This window comes from Nocardia sp. NPDC051570, from assembly GCF_044454005.1.
Classification (GTDB): domain Bacteria; phylum Actinomycetota; class Actinomycetes; order Mycobacteriales; family Mycobacteriaceae; genus Nocardia.
Genome location: NZ_JBITDI010000028.1, coordinates 37,685 through 57,656, shown reverse-complemented (window position 1 = coordinate 57,656; position 19,972 = coordinate 37,685). Strand labels below are relative to the sequence as shown.

The following is a 19,972-nucleotide window of genomic DNA, read 5'->3' as shown; positions in this document are numbered from 1 at the left end:
GTGGAGAATGGATACCAACCTGGTTCATGGCGAATGGTTCACGACGAGACAGGCTGCGAAGGTGCTCGGTGTCGATCCATCCAGCATGAGGCGGTGGCGTACTGCTGATCCGCCGTACGGCCCGGCATATGTCCGGGTGTCTCCGCGCGTGGTGATGTACAGCGGAGAGGACATCGAGGCGTTCCTCCGAGCTCATCGGACTGACCCGGCTGCGGCAGCGGCATGATGTCAAACCCGGTGAATCTCCCTGTCGGCGTGCGCATCTCGTTCGATGTCGAGGAACGAGCAGATTACGGGAAACGGCCGTTCAAGGCCCGAGCGCGATGGACGGTGCCGGGCACCAAGAAGCGCCCGGCGATTGTGCAGCCGTTCGCGACCCGGGAGGAGGCCGAAGAATGGATCGACTACCTGAAGCGGAAAGCAGCTCTGGGTATCGACCCGAAGGCGGCAACCATGCGGCTGTCGGAATACGGAGACACGAATCTCGAACTCGCGTTGCGGGGATTGGAGAAGAAGACCGGCGATCCGTACAAAGCGGGTTGGCGCAAGCGGATTGTTCCGGCCCTCGGTCACCTTCCGGTGTCCATGATCACGAACGGTGCGGTGGACCGCGCGGTGGTCGGGTGGATCAATACAGGTGCCAGCAAATCGACAGTGAAGAACAGTCTCGCGATGCTGGTGCGGGTGATGGAACAGGCCAAGCGGGATGGCCTGCGGGAGGACAATCCGGCGCATATTCGGGGCTGGCAGAAGCTGTATCAGCAGATCGAAGACGAACTCGACGATCCGCGGTCGCTTGCGCTTCCGGATTGGGCGGCGCTGACGACGCTGGCGAATGCGTTGGTGGAACGGTCGGCCGATCGCTATCGGGGCTGGGGTGAGGTGGTGGTCTTCGCGGCGTGCACCGCGGCGCGTATCGGGGAGGTGTCCGGGTGTCGGGTGCGTGACATCGACACGAGTACGTGGACGTGGATGGTGCGCCGCCAGACCACGCCGTCACCGGGTGGACTGGATGACAAGGGCACCAAAGGAAATCGGGCTCGGGTGGTTCCGCTGATCGAAGAGGTGCGCACGTTGGTGTCAGCTCGGTTGGAGGCGGCAGGCCGAGACAATCCGGATGCCCGGTTGTTCCGTGGCCCGCGTGGTGGCCGAATCGCTACGGGTGTGCTGCGGGATGCCACGCATTGGGATGAGGTGGTCGGCAAACTCGGCTACGACTATCTGCGTCGGCATGATCTTCGGCATACCGGGCTGACGTGGATGGCGGACGCCGGTGTGCCGCTGCATGTGTTGCAGAAGATCGCCGGGCACGCCGACAGCCGGACGACGGAGAAGTACCTTCATCCTGATCTGCGTGAGGTCACCGGGGCTGGTGACAAGCTATCCAAGCACCTGCGGTCCCGTTCTGGTCCCGCTCTCCGGGTCGTTTGAAATGCAAAGAACCCTCTCCGACCAAGGTCAGAGAGGGTTTTTCCGTGTCGGGCTGACAGGATTCGAACCTGCGACCCCTTGACCCCCAGTCAAGTGCGCTACCAAGCTGCGCCACAGCCCGCTGCATCCGCTCCGGCGGGTGCTCGAAGAGATTACCCCACCTACCGGGGTCTGGACCAAATCGGCAGGAGAATGGGGGTTTCGTGTCGGGTCAGGAGAGCAGGGGGAGGACTTGGGCCACTGCTCGGATGTCGGAGTCGACGGTGAAGTAGAGGGTCAGGGAGTCGGGGGTGTGGAGGGGGTGCAGGTGGAGGGGTTCGCCGAAGTGGATGGGCTTGTTGTATTCCAGGATGTAGCGGTGGGGGGCGGCGGTGAGGGTGGTTGCGGGGGAAGCGTATTCGTGGACCGCGTGCCAGTAGGCGGTGTTGGTGACGTGTTCGAAGTGGTCGATATCGGTGCGGCGCAAGGGGAACGGGATGCCGGGGGCGGGCGGGAGGGGGGCGGTGAGCCATTGCTTCCAGCGCAGGCGCTGGTCGGTGGCGGTGCTTGCCATGAGGTCGAAGAAGCGGTCGGACAGGCGCGAGGGGCTCATCGCCTCCTTGTTCATGTGGATCCAGAAGCCCTCGGTCTCGATGAGCCCGCCGCCGGGGGCGTCGATGCGCACCCGCATGTTCAGCCAGCGTGAGGACAGGGCCGAACACCAGCGCCGCACCCGCAATCGGGCCGGCCATTCGACGGGGCGCAGCACATCGATCACGGTGCGGCGCACGATCCAGTGCGGGTGGTCGTCCATCGCGCCGGTATGCGCGAGGTGGTCGACGCCGGCGTCCTGCAGGTGCCGGGCGATGCCGTCGATGCGCAGGTACTGATGTTCGTCCATATCGACGGTGCCCAGGCGCCGTTCGACATCGAAGATATGCCCGGTCTCGGGGACCGGGGCGAGCGGGCGGAACATCGGTTCCAGCGCCGGAAGCGGGGGGCCCACGAGCTGCGGCATCGGCACGACCTCCAGAGATATGGGATTCGAGAGAACCTGCGTCGAGCGACGGTGCATCGAACAGAGCGTGATCGAAGCCGAGAGTAGTGCAGCTTTCCAACGTTTTCAGTGCGGGGCCCGGCTCGCTTCAAGGTGTATCTACACATGGCGGCGCCCGGGGTGCGCATTCGCACCACGGGCGCCGGAACGCCGAGCGTCACATCGGATTACCGCACGACCTCGAATTGGTCGCCCGGATTGATGTAGTCGTAGAAGGCCTTGGCCCCCTCCGGCACCATCCGGATGCAGCCGTGCGACTGCTCGTCGACCGGACCGATATGGGTGGCGATATCACCGTTGAAGAAGATCGCCCACCGCATCTCCGCGTTGTGCATGGTGCTCCAGTGGTACTCCTTCTTGAACGCGGCGCGGAAGATGCCCGGGGGCGTCTCGTATCCGGGGCGGCCATGGGAGATCGGGGTGGGGCCGTAGGTGACGCGGCCGTGATCCATCAGCCAGCCCTCGTTACTGGACAGCTGCAGGCAGGCGCGGGTGTCGGGCGAGGTGCACGGCGCCTTGATCTGGGCGGGCCCGACCAGCGTTCCGGCGCCGGGAATATCGGAAATGTCGGGACCGCCGGACCAGAGCGGTTCGGCGTGGGCGGGCGCGGCCACCGCCAGTGCGGCGATGCCGCCGAGCACCGCATGTCCGAGCAAACGCAACTTGCTCATTCGACTACCTCTCTATCCCGTCCTGCCCACCTGCGGGTGGGGCGAGGGACTACTTCTTCGGCACGAGCACGAAAACAAGCAGGAGGTGAATCGTGATCATTGTGGCCCGCGCGCGGCCCGGCCACAGGGATTTCGCGACAGTCGCTCACCGAGCCGCGGCGCGGCGGCCCCGATCGGCGCGCAACCAGCCGAAGGTCAGCTCGACCGCGCGTTTCCAGTTGTCGTATTCGTCGGCCCGCAGGTCCGGATCCATCCGCGGGGTCCACTGCGCGGCCACCCGCCAATTGCGCCGCAGCCCCTCGAGATCGGGCCAGTAGCCGACCGACAGCCCGGCGGCATAGGCCGCGCCCAGCGATACCGTCTCGGCGACGAACGGGCGCATGACGGGCACGTCCAGAACGTCCGCGACGATCTGCATCAACAGATTGTTCGACGTCATGCCGCCGTCCACGCGCAGCGACCGCGCCTGCAGCCCGGAGTCGGCGTTCATCGCATCGACCACCTCGCGGGTCTGCCAGGCCGTGGCCTCGAGTACCGCGCGCGCCAGATGTCCGCGGGTGATGTAGGAGGTGAGCCCGATGATCAGCCCGCGCGCATCCCCGCGCCAGTGCGGTGCGTACAGCCCGGAGAACGCCGGGACGATATAGCAGCCGCCGTTGTCTTCGACTGTGCGAGCGAGGGTTTCGATCTCCGGGGCGCTGGCGACCAGACCGATGTTGTCGCGAATCCATTGCACCAGTGAGCCGGTCACCGCGATCGGCCCCTCGAGCGCGTAGACCGGGTCGCGATCGATCTGATAGCCGATCGTGGTCAGCAGCCCGCGCTCGGACTGCACCAACTCGCGGCCGGTGTTCATCATCAGGAATCCGCCGGTGCCGTAGGTGCATTTGGTTTCCCCACGGGCGAAACAGGTTTGGCCGAACAGCGCCGCGTGCTGATCGCCGAGCGCCGCGGCGATGCGCAGGCCGGGCACCACCCGCGTCGTGGTGCCGTAGGAGGCGGTCGACGGCCGGATACGCGGCAGCATGGCCGCGGGGATACCGAAGAACTCCAGCAGTTCCGCGTCCCAGGACAGGGTGGCCAGATTCATCAGCAGCGTCCGGCTGGCATTGGTGACGTCGGTGACGTGCAGGCCGCCGTCGACGCCGCCGGTGAGATTCCAGATCAGCCAGGTCTCGATGGTGCCGAACAGCACGTCCCCGCGTTCGGCGCGCTCGCGCAGGCCCGGGGTGGTGTCCAGCAGCCAGCGCAGCCGGGGCGCGGCGAAGTAGGTGGCCAGCGGCAGGCCGCACAGCGGGCGGATCCGCTCGGCGCCGGGACGCCGCTCGAGTTCGCGCACCAGCTCCTCGGTGCGCACATCCTGCCAGACCACCGCCCGCCCGATCGGGACGCCGGTGCGCCGATCCCACACCACGGTCGTCTCGCGTTGATTGGCGATCCCCACGGCCGCGATCTGTTCCGCGCCGACCCCGGCCTCGCGCAGCACGCGGGGCAGGATCCGCTCGAGGTTGCGCCAGATCTCGGTGGCGTCCTGTTCGACCCAGCCCGGGCGCGGATAGTGCTGATGATGTTCGCGCTGGGTGACCCCGACCAGCCGGGCCCGCTGATCGAACAGGATGCACCGGGTGGAGGTGGTGCCCTGGTCGATGGCCAGCACATAGCGTTGCGTCATTCCTGGTCGCTTTCTGTGGACAGTGAATGTCGTTGCGCGGCACCCAGATCCCGCGACACGGCCGCTGCCGTATCGCGGACGTACGCGATCAGACTAGGCCGGGGTCGCAGCTGGGTGTCGCAGAGCGCGTCGAGGGCGCCGGTAATGCCGATGGCGCCCACCACGAGTCCGCCGCGGGCCCGGATCGGGGCGGCGATACCGGCCGCGCCCGGGGTGAATTCCCCGGCGTCCCTGGCGAATCCGGCCTGGCGCACCCCCGCGAGCTCGCGACCGAGCGCGACCCGGTCGACGATCGTGCGCCGGGTCAGCGCGGGCAGCTCCCGGGCGCGCACCATGGTGGCCAGATCGGCGTCGTAGGCCAGCAGCACCTTGCCCAGCGCGGTGGCATGCGGCGGCAGCAGCTCACCCACCTCCAGGGCCTGTGCGCTGTTGTCGGGGCGAAAGACGTGATGTATCACCACGATTCGATCATCGACGCGGGCCGCGATCCGCACCGCCTCACCCGTGCGGGCGGCCAGGGCGTCGGCCCAGTTGATCGCGCGTGAGCGTAATTCGTTGGCATCGAGATAGGCCGCGCCCAGATGCAGCACGGCAGCGCCGAGCCCATACTTGCCCGAGACGGAGTCCTGTTCGACGAAGCCGACGCCGGTCAGGGTGCGCAGTATTCCGTGCGCGGTGGGTTTGGCCAGTCCGAGGGCCGCGGCGATATCGCCGACGCCGAGCGGGCCGGAGCCGCGGGCCAGCAGCCGCAGCACGGCCGCCGCCCGCTCGATGGATTGGATCGGGCCGGGCACGCGAGTAAACCTACCTTCGCCTGTTCGACAATGTCGAACACGCAGTGACTGTTCAGCAACATAGCCCGACGAAAGTTGTGATCTACGTCACGCTGTGATTCATCGCTCGACAGTAGTGGCACCGCGTCCGACCGGCCACGGCGGCTGTTCGACAATGTCGAACGCGTCCTGTGTCCGGTTTCGCCGCGGACTCGTAACGTCACGAGAAATGCGACCGCACCGGCGGTCGGCACGGTTAATGGAGGTTCAACGGTGAACTTCGGCTCGATCTTCGTGAGCGAGGCCTTCGGTACAGGGATGTTGGTGCTGCTCGGCGTCGGCGTGGTCGCCAACGTGTTGCTGGCCAAATCCAAGGGCTTCAACGGCGGCTGGTTACTCATCACTATGGGCTGGGGCCTGGGCGTCATGGCGGGCGTCTACGTCGCCTACAAGACCGGCGGCCATCTCAACCCGGCGGTCACCCTCGGCATCTGGGCCAGCGGCGCGCACGAATACGCGCCCGGCATCGATATCACCGTCGCCAACACCCTCGCCTATATCGCGGGTCAGATGGTCGGCGGATTCCTCGGCGCGACGGCCGCCTATCTCGCCTATCGCAGCCACTTCGAGGCCGAACCGGATCCGGCCAAGAAACTGGCCGTATTCTCCACCGGCCCCGAAATCCGTTCCTACGGCTGGAACTTCGTCACCGAGGTGATCGCCACCTTCGCCCTCGTGCTGGTGATCCTCGGGATCGGGCACACCCCCACGGGTCTCGGACCGGTGGCCGCGGCCCTGTTGGTCGTCGGCATCGGCGCCTCACTCGGCGGGCCGACCGGCTATGCCATCAACCCCGCCCGCGACCTCGCGCCGCGTATCGCGCACGCCCTGCTGCCGATGGGCAGTAAGGCGCCCACCGCCGCCGAGTCCGTGAGCTCCGAATTGCCCGATACCGCAACGGGTCCCGGCGCACCGCGCGCGGATTACCCGGCGCACAAGAACTCCGACTGGTCCTACGCCTGGGTCCCGGTCCTCGGCCCGCTGCTCGGCGGCGTGCTGGCCGGCCTGGTCGCCCAAGTCCTGTTCTGAAACGTCACGTCTGCCAAGAGATTCACCGAAAGGAACTCGGGATGAGCGACCGAGCCAACGGCGGCCCGCGCTACGTCGGAGCGATCGACCAGGGCACCACCAGTACCCGCTTCATGGTCTTCGACCACGGCGGCAACGAGATCGCCCGGCATCAGCTCGAACACGAACAGATCCTGCCGCGCGCCGGCTGGGTCGAGCACAACCCCACCGAGATCTGGGAGCGCACCCGCGCGGTCATCCAGACCACCCTCACCACGGCGAATCTGACCGCGGAGGATCTGGCCGCGGTCGGGGTCACCAATCAGCGGGAGACCACCGTGGTGTGGAACCGCCACACCGGGCGTCCGTATTGCAACGCCATCGTCTGGCAGGACACCCGCACCGACCGCATCGCCGCCGAGCTCGAGCGCGCCGGACACGGCGAAACCATCCGCCGCAAGGCCGGATTGCCGCCCGCCACCTACTTCTCCGGCGGCAAGCTGCGCTGGATCCTGGACAATGTGCCGGGCGTGGCCGCCGACGCCGAACGCGGCGACGCGCTGTTCGGCACCACCGACAGCTGGCTGCTGTGGCAGCTGACCGGCGGACCCCACGGCGGCGTACATGTCACCGATCCCACCAACGCCAGCCGCACCATGCTCATGGACCTCGAGACCTGCGACTGGGACGAGGAATTGCTGGCGCTGTTCGGGATTCCGCGCGCGATGCTGCCGCGGATCGCGCCGTCGTCGAATCCGGAGCTGTTCGGTAAGACCCGCGCCGACGGACCGTTCGGCGGCGAGGTGCCACTCGCCGGTGTGCTCGGCGATCAGCAGGCCGCCACCGTCGGCCAGGTGTGCTTCCGCCCCGGCGAGGCCAAGAACACCTACGGCACCGGAAACTTCCTGCTGCTCAACACCGGTCACGAGATCGTGCGCTCCCAGCACGGGCTGCTCACCACCGTCGCCTATCAGTTCGGCGACGACAAGCCGGTGTACGCGCTGGAGGGTTCGATCGCGGTCACCGGCTCGGCGGTGCAGTGGCTGCGTGATCAGCTGGGCATCATTTCCGGTGCGGCACAGAGCGAATCGCTCGCCCGGCAGACCCAGGACAACGGCGGGGTGTACTTCGTGCCCGCCTTCTCCGGACTGTTCGCGCCGTACTGGCGCTCGGATGCGCGCGGGGTGATCGTGGGCCTGTCCCGCTACAGCACCAACGCGCATCTGGCGCGCGCGACGCTCGAGTCGATCTGCTATCAGACCCGCGACGTCGTGGAGGCCATGCAGGCCGATTCCGGTGTGACCCTGGATGTTCTGCGCGTGGACGGCGGCGTGACCGCCAACGAGCTGTGCATGCAGCTGCAGGCCGACTTCCTGAGCGTGCCGGTATCGCGTCCGGTGGTCGCCGAAACCACCGCCCTCGGCGCCGCCTACGCCGCGGGCCTGGCCGTGGGGTTCTGGGCGAATACCGATGAACTGGAAGAGAACTGGCGCGAGGACAAGCGCTGGCATCCGACCCTGCCCGAGGCGCAGCGCGAGCGTGGCTACGCCCGCTGGAAGAAGGCGGTTGCGCGCACCCTCGACTGGATCGACGAAGACGACTAGAAGGAGTATTGCGATGAACGCACGTTTGGATTCCGACTACCGGGCCGAGGCCCTCAATGCGCTGGGCGACAGCGAGATCGACGTCCTGGTCATCGGCGGCGGCGTCGTCGGCGCGGGCGCGGCCCTGGACGCCGCGGCGCGCGGACTGTCGGTCACCATGGTCGAGGCGCGCGATTTCGCCGCCGGAACCTCGAGCCGCTCCAGCAAGCTGATCCACGGCGGCCTGCGCTACCTCGAGCAGCTGGACTTCTGGCTGGTGCGCGAGGCGCTCAAGGAGCGCAAGCTGTTGCTGCACAAGCTCGCTCCGCATCTGGTGCGGCCGGTGTCGTTCCTGCTGCCGCTGCAGCACCGGGTGTGGGAGCGCGCCTACATCGGCGCCGGCGTGGCGCTCTACGACACCATGGGCGGGGCGCGGGCGGTGCCCATGCACAGGCACGTATCCCGGTCGCGCGCACTGGAATTGGGTCCGGCCCTGCGCGAGGACGCGATGATCGGCGCGATCCGCTACTTCGACGCCCAGGTCGACGACGCGCGCCACACCATGACCATCGCCCGCACCGCGGCCCGCCACGGCGCCACCGTGCTGACCCGCACCAAGGTGACCGGCCTGCTGCGCGAAGGCATGAGCGGTCAGGGCCCGGAGGCGGCAGCTTGCGTAACCACGCAGGGCCCAGAGCTCATGCCCGATGAACACCGCGGGCGGGTCGTCGGCGCACAGGTCACCGACGTCGAGACCGGCCGCGAATACACCGTGCGGGCCCGCAGCGTGATCAGCGCGACCGGCGTGTGGACCGATGAGATGAATCGCATGACCGGCGTGGACTTCCCGTTCCACGTGCGCATGTCCAAGGGCGTGCACATCATGGTCCCGCGCGAGCGGCTGGATCTGGATACCGGACTGGCCATGCGCACCGAGAAGAGCATCCTGTTCGTCATCCCGTGGCATCAGCACTGGATCATCGGCACCACCGACACCGATTGGGAGCTGGACAAGAACCACCCGTCGGCCAGCCACACCGATATCCGCTACATCCTCGATCACGTGAATTCGATTCTGCGCGAACCGCTCACCGAGGACGATATCGTCGGCACCTACGCGGGCCTGCGGCCGCTGCTGGCGGGCGCGAAGGACAGCGACACCACCAAGCTGTCGCGCGAACACGCTGTGGCCGAACCGGTTCCGGGCCTGTTCGTGATCGCGGGCGGTAAGTACACCACCTACCGCGTGATGGCCGCGGATGTGGTCGATGCGGCCGTGCGCGATTTCGGCACGGCGGTGGCGCCCTCGGTGACCGAACATCTGCCGCTCGTCGGCGCGGTCGGCTACCAGGAATTGGCCGCCGATGTGCCCGGCGTCGCGCACCGCTGCGGGCTGCCCGCCGAGACCGTCGAACATCTGCTCGGCCGCTACGGTTCGGGCATCGCGGATCTGCTCGCCCTGATCGAGGCGAATCCGGAACTGGCCCAGCCGATTCCGGGTGCCGAGGAGTACGTGGGCGCGGAGGCCGTCTATGCCGCCACCCACGAGGGCGCCCTGCATCTGGACGATGTGCTGACCCGCCGCACCCGCATCTCCATCGAGTTCGCCGACCGCGGAGTCGAGGCGGCCGCCCATATCGCCCACCTGATCGCGGGCCCGCTGGGCTGGGACGCCGAGACCACCGAGGGCGAGATCGCCCGCTACCGCGGCCGCGTCGAGGCCGAACTGGCCGCGAACAAGGCCGTCACCGACGAGGCCGCCAACGCGGCGCGCCTGATCGCGGTCGCCTGACAACGGCCGAGCGCCACAGACGACGCCGCCCGCATCCACCTCCCGGGGATGCGGGCGGCGTCGTGGTGTCCACCGGATCGCCGAGACGGTAGCGGGAAGATCGCGGGCCTGCGGACGTGACTCGGGTCGCAGCGGCATCGCCGCGGGTATGACCGTGCATCGACGTGGCGCGGGATGTGTTGCCGGGAGCGGCATTCCACGCGGCGCGAAGTAAGCGGAGCGGCACCGCCCGTGTCAGACTGTCGTGGTTCCTGTCGATGTGGTGGAGGGTTGGATTCGATGACGGCGACCGTAGCGCAGGCGGGGCGGACCGATGCCGTGGCGCGGCTGAAGGCGCAGGAGGCGCTCGCGATGCCGTTCATGGTGTCCGCGCCGGTCCAGGTGGCGTGGTGGCTGCGCCAGCCGGTGGATGCCGAGCGGCTCGACGGGCTGCGGCGCGGACTGATCGACGGGCCGCTGTCACGGCGGCTGGTGGCCGCGCGGGTGCCCGGCGCCCGGCCCTACTGGTCGCGCAGCGCGCACGACTATCCGGTACTCGCCGAATCCGCCGTGACACCCGCCACGGAGGCGTTGGGCTGGCTCGAGCGCCAGGCCGCGGTCGAGCTGGATCTGGTCGCGGGCCGCGGCTGGGTGCTGTCGGCGACCGAACTCGACAACGGCGAATCGGTGGTGTCGCTGGTGGTGTCGCATGCCATCACCGACGGGCAGGGGATCTTCGCGGCGATCGACCTCGCGGCCGACGCCGACTCCTCCCAGGCCGCACCGGATCTCGCACCGCCCGGACTGGGCGCGGATCTGCTCGAGGCCGCCCGATACGGCGCGATGCTCATCCCCGGCGGCGCGGTATTGCGTTCGATGGCGCGGCGCGCGGCCCGCAATACCGACGGCGGACCGCTCGCGGCGCGGCTGCCCGCGGTCGTGGCGCTCGACGGCGCGGCGCTGCGTTCCGCGGCCGAGGCGCACGGCGGCACCGCGACCGGCCTGATCACGACGGTCGCCACGAATGTCGTGCACGCGCTGCGGGGACGGCCCGCCGGTGATCTGCGCGTCGCGTCCTGGGTGAGTCATCGCGAGGAGGGCGACGTCGGCACCGGAAACATGGTGAACCTGGCCGAATTCGCCCTCACCCTGCCCGGTGCGGGCCGCTATACCGATCTGGCCGAGGTCCGGGCCCGCAGCAAGGCCGCCTATGCGACCGCGGCCCCGCCGAATGTGATGGCCGTGGGCCCGGATGCGGTGGTATCCAATATCGGCCCGATGCCCCAGGGCATGCCCGGCATCCTCGGCGATGCCCGCGCCTTCGCCACCCGGGCCTGGATTCCGACCACGTCGCTGTTGCACAAGCCCTACAACTGCAGTGTGCGGGTCTTCGTCCAGACCACCACGCGGACAACGTATCTCACGTTCCAGCCGCCGCTGCCCGCCACCACCGCCCTGGCCCCGCTGGTCGTCGCGGAGCTCGAACAGTGGGGCATCGCACCCGAATTCGTCTGGTAGCCAGGGCTATCCGGTGCGGCTGGGTTTACCGTTCTCCAGGTGACCGGCGAACCGTCGCCGCCAGACCTTGTTGCCGTCGAGAGTCAGGGTCACGTCGTACCAGCCGTCCGCGGTGGGGATCGGCAGATCCTTCGACGCACCCGGTGCGACGGTGACCTTCGAACCGTCCTTGATCGCGATCGTGGCGGGCACCGGGCCCGCATTGCGGATCTTCACCGTGAGAGTCGGCTGATCGGCCGAACCCGACAGCGCCGCGGACACCGCCAGCGGCGCGGTATCGGGCCCGCCCGCCGCCTCGACGAGGAATCCGTTGGGCGCGTGCACGGCCAGATCGTAGCCGCCGCCGTCGAACTTCTCCTGGCCCTGGGCATTCGGGGCGACCACGGTCTGCCGGGCCGGAGCACCCTTGAGCTGATACGGGTAGGTCTGGAACGGCACCGCCGCGCTGCCGCGGTTGCCGTAGTGCACGGTGACCGCGTTCGCGGTGGTCTCCACCCACGCCAGCGGCTGATACGGCAGCGGCCGCGCCTTGGCATGTCCGGGATCCTGGAACGGTGGGGTCTGCGACGAGGAGTTCGGCGGCGCGGGCTTGGGCAGTTTGGTCTGGGTCTGATCGGCCTTGCGGCGCAACTCGTTCGCGTCCGGCAGCGTCGGAATGCTGGTGTCGCGCTTGCCGAAATCGAAGCAGCTGGTGAGATCCCCGCAGACCGCGCGCCGCCACGGCGAGATGTTCGGCTCGGCCACCCCGGTCCAGGTCTCGAGGAACCGCAGCACCGAAGTGTGGTCGAACACTTGGGAATTCACCCATCCGCCCCGGCTCCACGGCGAGATGACCGTCAGCGGCACCCGCGGCCCGAGCCCGATCGGCACCTTCGGACCCAGTGCCGCCGACTGCTCGGGCAGCGCGGCGAACTGCCCCAGCGGCAGCCATTCGTCGGCCGCGCCCGGCGGCGCGGTCGGCGGTACGAGGTGATCGAAGAAGCCGTCGTTCTCGTCGTAGTTGATCAGCAGAACCGTCGACTCCCACAGTTTCGGGTTGTCCCACAGGGCCTTCAGCACGCGCTGGGTGTAGGCCGCGCCGTCCACCGGCCGAGCCGCGGGATGCTCGCAGTAGCCGTAGGGCGCGACCACCCAGGACACCTGCGGCAACGTGTTGTTCTTACATGCGGTCACGAACTGCTCGAGTACGTAGTCGACGTTCTTGCCGTCGGCGTCACCGGCCGGTTGCCAGCCCGCGGTGACATTCGCGCGCTCGGCCAGCTGGCGCACGGCCGGATCGTCGGAGTTCAACGCGTCGTGATAGGCCTGGAACAGCCACAGCGGATTATCGCCGTAATCGCCGAGAAACGGTGCGCCCGAGGTATCGTCGCCGACCCGATCGTTGGCGAACACCTGCCAGCTGATTCCGGCCTGCTGCAATCGTTCCGGATACGTGGTCCAGTGATATACCGGATTGTAGTCTGCGGGATTTCCGGTGGCCGGACCGCCCGCGGTGCCGCCGGGATCGATCGTTCCGGTCCAGTGGTACAAGCGATTCGGTGTGGTCGGTCCCTGCAGCGAACAGAAGTAATGATCACAGAGTGTGAAGGCATTCGCCAGGGCGCGATGGAAAGGAACGTCGGCATCGGTGAAATACCCCATTGTCATAGGGGATTTCGCGGGAATCCACGCGTTGTAGGCGCCGTTCGCCCACGCGATATGGGTGGTATTCCAGTCGTGTGCCAGATCGCCCATATCCTGACCGTCGACCTTCGTGGTGTCGACATGGAAGGGCAGCAGATAACCGGTGCTGCTACCCGAATCGGGCTGCCGGTACACCGGATCGCCCTTGCCGGGCAACCGCAGCGCGGCCGAGTCGGCGAAGCCGCGCACCCCGGCCATGGTGCCGTAGTAGTGATCGAACGAGCGGTTCTCCTGCATCAGGACGACGACATGCTCGACCTCGTCGAGGGTGCCGCGCCGCCGTGGTTCGGCCAGTGCGATGGCCATATCCTCCGGTATACCCGCCGCACCCACCAATCCGGCGGCCAGCAGCCCGCCCAGTACCGTCCGTCGGTTTGCCGTGCCGAAACTGCGATCCATTGCCGCGCTCTCCGATCATCCAGCCACCACATCGAGCATGCTTCTGTTCGAAACATACGAAAACGTTCGGATTAACGGCAATTTAGACACGGCGTTTGCGCGATATCGCCATCGGGAATTCATATCGCGTTCAATGCGGTGCAGCACTGGTCACGCGCTGGTCATAATTCCTTCACGCGCGGCGTCACGATCAACTGCAAGTCGCGCGGAAAGTAGGTGAGGCCAGCCTCCGCAGTAATAGGGGTACCAGGTTTTACGCGCAGGCGCCACTTGCGCAGAATTGTCGCCAATGCTACGGCGATCTCGGTGACCGCGAACGAATCCCCGATACATTTGCGCGGCCCGGCCCCGAACGGCAGCGCGGCCCGGCGCGGCGCGCCCGTCATCCGCTCCCCCGTCCACCGGTCCGGATCGAAGACCTCCGGATCGGTGATCAGCGCCGGATCGTGCCCGGTGAGATACGGACTCAGCAGCACCGAGGCGCCCTTCGGGATGCGATGCGCGCCGAGTTCGACCTCCTCGATCGCGCGACGGGTGATCAACCAGATCGGCGGGCTGTGCCGCAGCGATTCCTCGATCACGCGGGTGGTGTAGTCCAGCCGCGCCAGATCGTCGTGTTCGACCGGCCGGTCGCCGAGCACCTCCGCGAGCTCGGCCACCACCCGCTGCTCGACCGCCGGATGAGCGCTCAGCAGAGCGAAGGTCCACGACAGCCCGGTCGCGGTGGTCTCGGTCCCGGCGAGCAGGATGGTCACGATCTGATCGTGAATCACGCTGTCGGACATGGTGTTTCCACCGTCGCGGGCGTCGAGCATCATGCTGAGCAGATCGGGGCGGCGGGTGTCGGTGCGCCGGTAGTCGGCGATGACCCGGTCGACCAGCGGATGCAGCCGGGCCACCAGTTCGGTCCATTCGCGGTTGCGGGGCAACGGAAGTCGATTCAGCACCGGCAGTGGGGACATCGCGCGGCGGTAGGACAAGTCCAGAATGCGCGGCAGCCGCTGCTGCACCTCGGCCGCCAGTTCGTCGGCCACTCGCGCGGAGGTGATCGCGCGGGCCACCACGCCGAGGGTGATCGCGGTCATCGCGATGCGGGCGTCGAGCACCTGCCCCGCCCGCCAGGAATCGGTCTGCTCGGCGATCTGCTCGCGCATGATCGTGAGGTATTCCGCGAGCCGATCCCGATGAAATGCCGGTTGCAGCAACAGCCTGTGCAGCCGATGCAGCTCACCGTCGGAGCTGAGCAGCCCCTGCCCGAACACGTCGCGGAAATGCTCGACCGCCACGCCCTTGTCGAACGAGCGATACTTCGCGACGAACAGCTCATGGCTCACGGTGGTGGAGGTGACCACATACGCCGACTGCCAGCCGATCTTGATCCGCACGACATCGCCTTGTGCGCGTAGCGATTCGAACCAGCCGATCGGATCATTGCGCAGCTTCAGCGCATGCCCCAGCACCGGGATCGCACCCGGCGCCGTGGGAGAAACAGTTGCGGGAGAAGACATTCCATGATTGTCCGCCGAACCGAATCGGAGCCGCAGCGGTTTCGGGCCCCGTTGTCCTCGGCTGTCGCCCCGTTGTCCTCGGCTGTCGCCCCGTTGTCCTCGGCTGTCGCCCCCGTTGTCCCCGGCTGTCCTCCCCGTTGTCCCCGGCACGCTTTTCGCCGGGGGCAACGGGGACAGCAGGTCAGCGCACCGTCACGGTGAGCGTGAACTCCTTCTTCTGCGGCGTGGGCTGCGCCCACGGCTGCACCGGCGCCGACTCCAGCACCAGTTTGGTGGTGCCGGGAGTTCCGGCGGTGAACGTCCACACCGTGGTGCCGGGCCCGCCGGGCATGAAGCTCCCGTCCGGCTTGAACTGCGGATCGCCCTCCGGATGCAGCACGTTCTGATCGAAACCGCGCAGCTGCCAGGCATATCCGGTGGACGGGGTGTCGGGCAGAGCGACCGCGAGCTCCTGCCCGACGGTCAGTGCCTGGGACTGACCGTCCCCATCGGTGCCGACGATGACGATCTGCTCCGAGTTCGTCGACGCGATAGCCGGCGCCGGGCCGGCCGCGGCGGCGGTCGTAGCGCCGGCCGCCAGGGCCGCGCCGAAGGCGATCATCAGTAGAGGTGTACGCACCACAGTCCTTTCAGAGTTAAGGGGCGCCCACACCATACCGGCGTTTCCCGGCGACGCATCCCGGCATGGGCGAAAAGGATTCGCCGCCAGCACATCCGGCGATTCAGCCCTTCCGCGCCAGCCCGCCGTACGCGCCGGAGGATTCGGGATGCTCGCCGATATCGGCCGGATTCTCCGGCCGCCACAGCGGCAGATGCACCAGCCCGGGTTCCAGCAGCGGCCAGTCGTGGAAGTCATCGGAACCTCCCTGCGAACCCGCCCGCCGGAAGGCGAAGCATCGCAATCGTATTCGAGCACCTTTCGAAATGCCTGCAGTTCACAGATCCGCGACCACCCCGCTACGATCGGTCATCATGGCGTGGGATGGGTCCGATCTCGACGGCCCGCACGCCGATCTGGCCGGGCGGTGGGCGGCCGCGCTCGGCGGCGGCGTGCGCGATCACGTCGTGCCGCTGAGCACGGCCGAGTCGCGGCGACTGCTGATGCGGCTGGCCGCCGATCTGCTGACCGCCGCGACCGGCGATGCCGCACAGGTGGCCGCGGTCGGGGCGGCGCTGGCGACGGCCCATTTCGTCGGCGACGAGGTGCTCGGCCGCAGCCTGACGGTGCTGGGCGCCTACTTCGCCGAAACCGGTGTGGCACCGGCCCGTTCGGCCGAACTGCTCGGCTGGTTCGCGGCGGGATATATGCGCGCCTTCCGCGCTTGGCTGCTCGCCGAGCAGGAAAGCGTGCGCACCGCCGACATCACCGCACGGCAACTGGTCGAGCAGCAGTTGCGCACGAGCGAGGCGCGACTGCGGGCGGTCTTCGCCCAGGCCGGAATCGGCACCGGCCTCTCGGATATGACCGGGCGCATCGTCGAGGTGAATTCGGCGTTCGCGCAGATGCTCGGATATCTGCCCGAGCAGATGTGCCGATTCGACGTCACCGACCTCAGCCACCCCGAGGATCCGCCGGGTATGTGGGAGCTCTACGACGGCGTGCTGCGCGGCGAACACGACAGCCTCCAACTGGAGAAGGCCTACCGTCACCGCGACGGCCACACCGTATGGACCAACCTCAACGTCTCGCTCGTCCGCGACGACGAGGGCGACCCGCAGTACACGCTCGTGCTGGTGGAGGACATCTCCGAACAACGGGCCCTGCGCGAACGCCTGAACTACCGCGCACACCACGATCCCCTGACCGGACTGGCCAATCGCTCCCGGTTCTTCGACACGCTCACCACCGCCTTCGCCGACCGATCGTCCCGAGTCGGCCTGTGCTACGTCGATCTCGACCATTTCAAGACCGTCAACGACACCTTCGGCCACGCCCTCGGCGATGAACTGCTGTTCCAGGCCGCGGCCCGATTGCAGGGCTGCACCACCGAACCCGATCAGCTCGTGGCCCGCATGGGCGGGGACGAATTCGTGATCCTGGTACCCCGCGCGAGCGGCACCGGCGATCTGGCCGCGCTGGCACGCACCATCCTGGCCGCGTTCGCGCGGCCGTTCGAGATCCAGGGCCACCGCCTGACCGTCACCGTGAGCGTCGGCGTCATGATCGAGCAGGCCGGGCTCACCACCACCGACGCGCTGCTGCAGGCCGCCGACACCACCATGTACTGGGCCAAGACCGGCGGCCGCAGCCGCTACGCCGTCTTCGATCCGGACCGCCGCCGCCGCGAGCACACCCGCGCCGAACTGACCGCCGCACTGCCCGCCGCGGTCAACCGCGGCGAATTCTTCCTCGACTACCAGCCGATCGTCACCCTCGCCGACCGGCAGCCGGTCGCGGTGGAAGCGCTTGTGCGCTGGCAACATCCGGAGCTGGGCGTGATCACCCCCACCCGGTTCATCGATCTGGCCGAGGACGCCGGCCATATCGCCGCCCTCGGGGCGATGGTGCTCGAACAGGCCTGCCGCGACGCGCGGGGATGGCACGACCGCTTCGGTCTGCGCGCCCCGGTGATCAGCGTCAACGTCTCCGCCGCGGAGGTGGCCGATCCGGCCTGGCTGGATCGGGTGCGGACGATCATCGCCGAGACCGGTATCGATCCGCGGCTGCTGCAGCTGGAACTGACCGAACGCGCGTTCATGCATGCGACCGGACGGCCGCTGCGAGCACTGCGCACTCTCACCGACGCCGGGGTGCGCATCGCCATCGACGACTTCGGCACCGGCTACTCGAATCTGGCCTACCTCGGCCAATTACCGTTGCACGTGGTCAAACTCGCGGGCCAGTTCATCCATCGCATCCGCACCACCACCACCTCCGACCGCGGCGATCTGCTGGTGCTGGAGACGATCGTCGATCTCAGTCACGCCCTGGGGCTGACCGTCACCGCCGAATGCGTCGAGACCCTGCACCAGGCAGATCGCCTGCTCGGACTCGGCTGCGATACCGCGCAGGGCTGGTACTTCCACCACCCGATGCCCGCGGATCGGCTCACCGAACTGCTCGGCTCGTAGGACACTTGATCAATGCTCACGGTGTACTACGACCTGTTCCTGTTCCTCCTCGAGGGCGAGCGCCTGTTCGAGCAGTTCACCGGACGGTGATCACCCGATATTGGCCGACAGATCCGGAATCATCCGGAACGCCTCGTCCTGCCAGTTGTTCCAGGCGTGGATGCCGAACGCCGGGAAGTCGTAGTTCACGTTCTTCGCGCCCAGCGACATCATCCGCACCTGGAAGGCGCGGGTGTTGATCTGCGCCAGCGCCTCGAGCCCGATGCCGTTGAGGGTGTCGATACTCGGCCCGTCGGCCGCGGTCGGACGGCCGGTGCCCGCGGCGATCCACAACCGGGTGTTGTTCTGAATCAGCCGCGGCCCGAAGACGAACGGGTCCATGCGCAGCCACTTGGGATCCCACGGCGGCGCCATCGAATCGACGTTGTAGCCGCCCGCGTCGACCATCGCGACCCGGATCGCCTCGCGCATGCCCGGTGCGGAGATGTTCAGATATCCCGAGAACGAGCCCGCGAAGCTGAACTGGTCGGGGTGGTAGGCGGCCAGGGTCAGCGCCGCGCTGCCGCCCATCGATAGTCCGAAGACTCCGTTGCGATTCGGGTTGAAGCCCAGCCGGGCCCGCAGCGCGCCGCGCAGATCGCGGGTCAGAAACGATTCCCAGTCGTAGCGGTAGCTCTTACCCGGTCCGCCCGAAAAGATCTGGGTGGCACCGGATCCCGACGTCGAACCGGTATTCAAGGTGCTGACCGGAGGGACACCGAGAAAACTCGACGGCGAATTCCAGTCGAGATAGAAGCTGGACTGACCGCCGATCGGCATGACCACGTTGATATTCGCATCGGCCATCGCCCGGGCGACCCCGGTATTGATCTCCCAGCCGCTGAGATCCTGCTGGGCGCGCATGCCGTCGAGCGCGTACACCACCCGATTGGTATTGCCGTCGGCCGCGCGGAACACGCGGGATTTGATCGGCCCCATGACCGGAGAGTCGACCCAGAAATCGAATCCCGAGGGGTCGAACGCGGCCGCAGCGGGGCCCGCCCCGCCGACCACGGCCGCACCCAACGGCATCAGCACGGCCAGGGCCAGCGCGAGCAGTTTAGGCCGGAGGCGGTCACGAACTCGCCGGGGGCGCAACAGACGCATGGAGGGGGAGCACCTTTCGTCGAACTGCGTTCGGCAACGGCGGAGACTCCACGGCTCCCCCGACCCGAGCCGGGAGTCCCAACGTGTTGCGTGTCGCGCGTAATGTCGACGAACCGACCGGTCTGCGTTACCGGAATGTGATGCGCTCCCCATGGGCATCCCTGCTCGAATAACAGACAAATAACGCGGAATCCGTCGCTAATCGGTCATGGTCGTTCCGAATAACCCACGGTCGGTTATAGATTCGATCATGATCCGCCCATCGCGCGTCGGCATCGCGCATTCGATCATGATCGTCGGCCGCCGACAGCGGTGGCCGCGCATTCGATCAGGGCCGCGCACGACTCTCAGCGGCCCGCTCGGCTGATCACCGTTTCGGAAACCCAACCGCGAATCCGACCGCGATGATAGCGGACCCAATGACGGCGATAGCGACCATACTCCACATAATGAACCCCTCATCCTGTTGTGCGACAAGCGGATTCACCCTACAGTGGCGCCGATCACAGGCGGGCTGGAATGGGTTGCTGTGTTTGTTTTGCCTCCGCTTCGCTCCGGCGGGCTCGCGGCCCTGAGTCTCGGGGGGGGGGGGCCGGGTCGGCCCGCGACCCCCCGGGCGGCTCGGCGCGGGGCCCGCGGCC

16 protein-coding genes and 1 tRNA gene are annotated in these 19,972 nt (G+C 67.7%); 7 read left to right on the top strand and 10 right to left on the bottom strand.

Features of this window, described 5'->3' with window-relative positions; translation table 11 throughout:
• Positions 1 to 7: 7 nt before the first annotated feature.
• Together ACIA76_RS40360 and xerC are read left to right on the top strand one after the other, a co-directional pair.
• Positions 8 to 226 carry a helix-turn-helix domain-containing protein gene (locus ACIA76_RS40360; protein WP_397160294.1) on the top strand — a complete coding sequence of 73 codons (219 nt, stop codon included), beginning with the start codon at positions 8 to 10 and terminating at the stop codon, positions 224 to 226.
• A gap of 11 nt (positions 227 to 237) precedes the next feature.
• Positions 238 to 1,431, top strand: a complete 1,194-nt coding sequence (gene xerC, locus ACIA76_RS40355) for a tyrosine recombinase XerC (protein ID WP_397160293.1) — start codon at positions 238 to 240, stop codon at positions 1,429 to 1,431.
• A gap of 47 nt (positions 1,432 to 1,478) precedes the next feature.
• Here the strand turns inward: xerC and ACIA76_RS40350 are convergent.
• From ACIA76_RS40350 to ACIA76_RS40330, 5 genes are all read right to left on the bottom strand, one after another.
• Positions 1,479 to 1,552: transfer RNA gene (locus ACIA76_RS40350), tRNA-Pro, on the bottom strand.
• A 90-nt stretch (positions 1,553 to 1,642) separates the two neighbouring features.
• Entirely contained in the window at positions 1,643 to 2,386 is a 744-nt protein-coding gene (locus ACIA76_RS40345; protein ID WP_397160324.1) for an acyl-[acyl-carrier-protein] thioesterase, read from the bottom strand.
• A gap of 248 nt (positions 2,387 to 2,634) precedes the next feature.
• Positions 2,635 to 3,138 carry a L,D-transpeptidase gene (locus ACIA76_RS40340; RefSeq protein ID WP_397160291.1) on the bottom strand — a complete coding sequence of 168 codons (504 nt, stop codon included), beginning with the start codon at positions 3,136 to 3,138 and terminating at the stop codon, positions 2,635 to 2,637.
• A 145-nt stretch (positions 3,139 to 3,283) separates the two neighbouring features.
• A complete protein-coding gene (glpK, locus tag ACIA76_RS40335; RefSeq protein WP_397160289.1) occupies positions 3,284 to 4,810 on the bottom strand; it encodes a glycerol kinase GlpK in 1,527 nt (508 codons plus the stop codon).
• Complete coding sequence (locus ACIA76_RS40330) at positions 4,807 to 5,604, bottom strand: IclR family transcriptional regulator (protein ID WP_397160287.1); 798 nt, start codon at positions 5,602 to 5,604, stop codon at positions 4,807 to 4,809. Before ACIA76_RS40330 ends, glpK (ACIA76_RS40335) begins: the two co-directional genes overlap by 4 nt.
• A gap of 252 nt (positions 5,605 to 5,856) precedes the next feature.
• Between ACIA76_RS40330 and ACIA76_RS40325 the strand changes: the two genes are divergently transcribed.
• From ACIA76_RS40325 to ACIA76_RS40310, 4 genes are all read left to right on the top strand, one after another.
• Positions 5,857 to 6,672 carry an MIP/aquaporin family protein gene (locus tag ACIA76_RS40325; protein ID WP_397160285.1) on the top strand — a complete coding sequence of 272 codons (816 nt, stop codon included), beginning with the start codon at positions 5,857 to 5,859 and terminating at the stop codon, positions 6,670 to 6,672.
• A 41-nt stretch (positions 6,673 to 6,713) separates the two neighbouring features.
• A complete protein-coding gene (gene glpK / locus ACIA76_RS40320; protein WP_397160283.1) occupies positions 6,714 to 8,255 on the top strand; it encodes a glycerol kinase GlpK in 1,542 nt (513 codons plus the stop codon).
• Between the two features lie 13 nt (positions 8,256 to 8,268).
• Positions 8,269 to 10,026 carry a glycerol-3-phosphate dehydrogenase/oxidase gene (locus tag ACIA76_RS40315; protein ID WP_397160281.1) on the top strand — a complete coding sequence of 586 codons (1,758 nt, stop codon included), beginning with the start codon at positions 8,269 to 8,271 and terminating at the stop codon, positions 10,024 to 10,026.
• A 279-nt stretch (positions 10,027 to 10,305) separates the two neighbouring features.
• Positions 10,306 to 11,523 (top strand): hypothetical protein, encoded by a 1,218-nt coding sequence (locus ACIA76_RS40310; protein ID WP_397160279.1) that lies wholly within the window; start codon positions 10,306 to 10,308, stop codon positions 11,521 to 11,523.
• Positions 11,524 to 11,529: 6 nt separating this feature from the next.
• On the opposite strand, the gene ACIA76_RS40305 is transcribed toward ACIA76_RS40310, so the two are convergent.
• The 4 genes from ACIA76_RS40305 to ACIA76_RS40290 form a co-directional block, all read right to left on the bottom strand.
• Entirely contained in the window at positions 11,530 to 13,605 is a 2,076-nt protein-coding gene (locus ACIA76_RS40305; protein ID WP_397160277.1) for a phosphocholine-specific phospholipase C, read from the bottom strand.
• Between the two features lie 161 nt (positions 13,606 to 13,766).
• Positions 13,767 to 15,113 carry a cytochrome P450 gene (locus tag ACIA76_RS40300; RefSeq protein WP_397160275.1) on the bottom strand — a complete coding sequence of 449 codons (1,347 nt, stop codon included), beginning with the start codon at positions 15,111 to 15,113 and terminating at the stop codon, positions 13,767 to 13,769.
• Positions 15,114 to 15,294: 181 nt separating this feature from the next.
• Positions 15,295 to 15,732: a protease inhibitor I42 family protein gene (locus tag ACIA76_RS40295; protein ID WP_397160273.1), complete on the bottom strand. Its 438-nt coding sequence runs from the start codon at positions 15,730 to 15,732 to the stop codon at positions 15,295 to 15,297.
• A 103-nt stretch (positions 15,733 to 15,835) separates the two neighbouring features.
• Positions 15,836 to 16,015, bottom strand: coding sequence for a hypothetical protein (locus ACIA76_RS40290; protein WP_397160271.1), 180 nt, complete (start codon positions 16,013 to 16,015; stop codon positions 15,836 to 15,838).
• A 70-nt stretch (positions 16,016 to 16,085) separates the two neighbouring features.
• Between ACIA76_RS40290 and ACIA76_RS40285 the strand changes: the two genes are divergently transcribed.
• The gene (locus ACIA76_RS40285; protein ID WP_397160269.1) at positions 16,086 to 18,185 is read left to right on the top strand and encodes a putative bifunctional diguanylate cyclase/phosphodiesterase; all 2,100 of its coding nucleotides are present in this window, start codon (positions 16,086 to 16,088) and stop codon (positions 18,183 to 18,185) included.
• 90 nt (positions 18,186 to 18,275) lie between these two features.
• Here the strand turns inward: ACIA76_RS40285 and ACIA76_RS40280 are convergent, their stop codons facing one another.
• Complete coding sequence (locus tag ACIA76_RS40280) at positions 18,276 to 19,331, bottom strand: alpha/beta hydrolase (RefSeq protein ID WP_397160267.1); 1,056 nt, start codon at positions 19,329 to 19,331, stop codon at positions 18,276 to 18,278.
• Between the last annotated feature and the right edge of the window lie 641 nt (positions 19,332 to 19,972).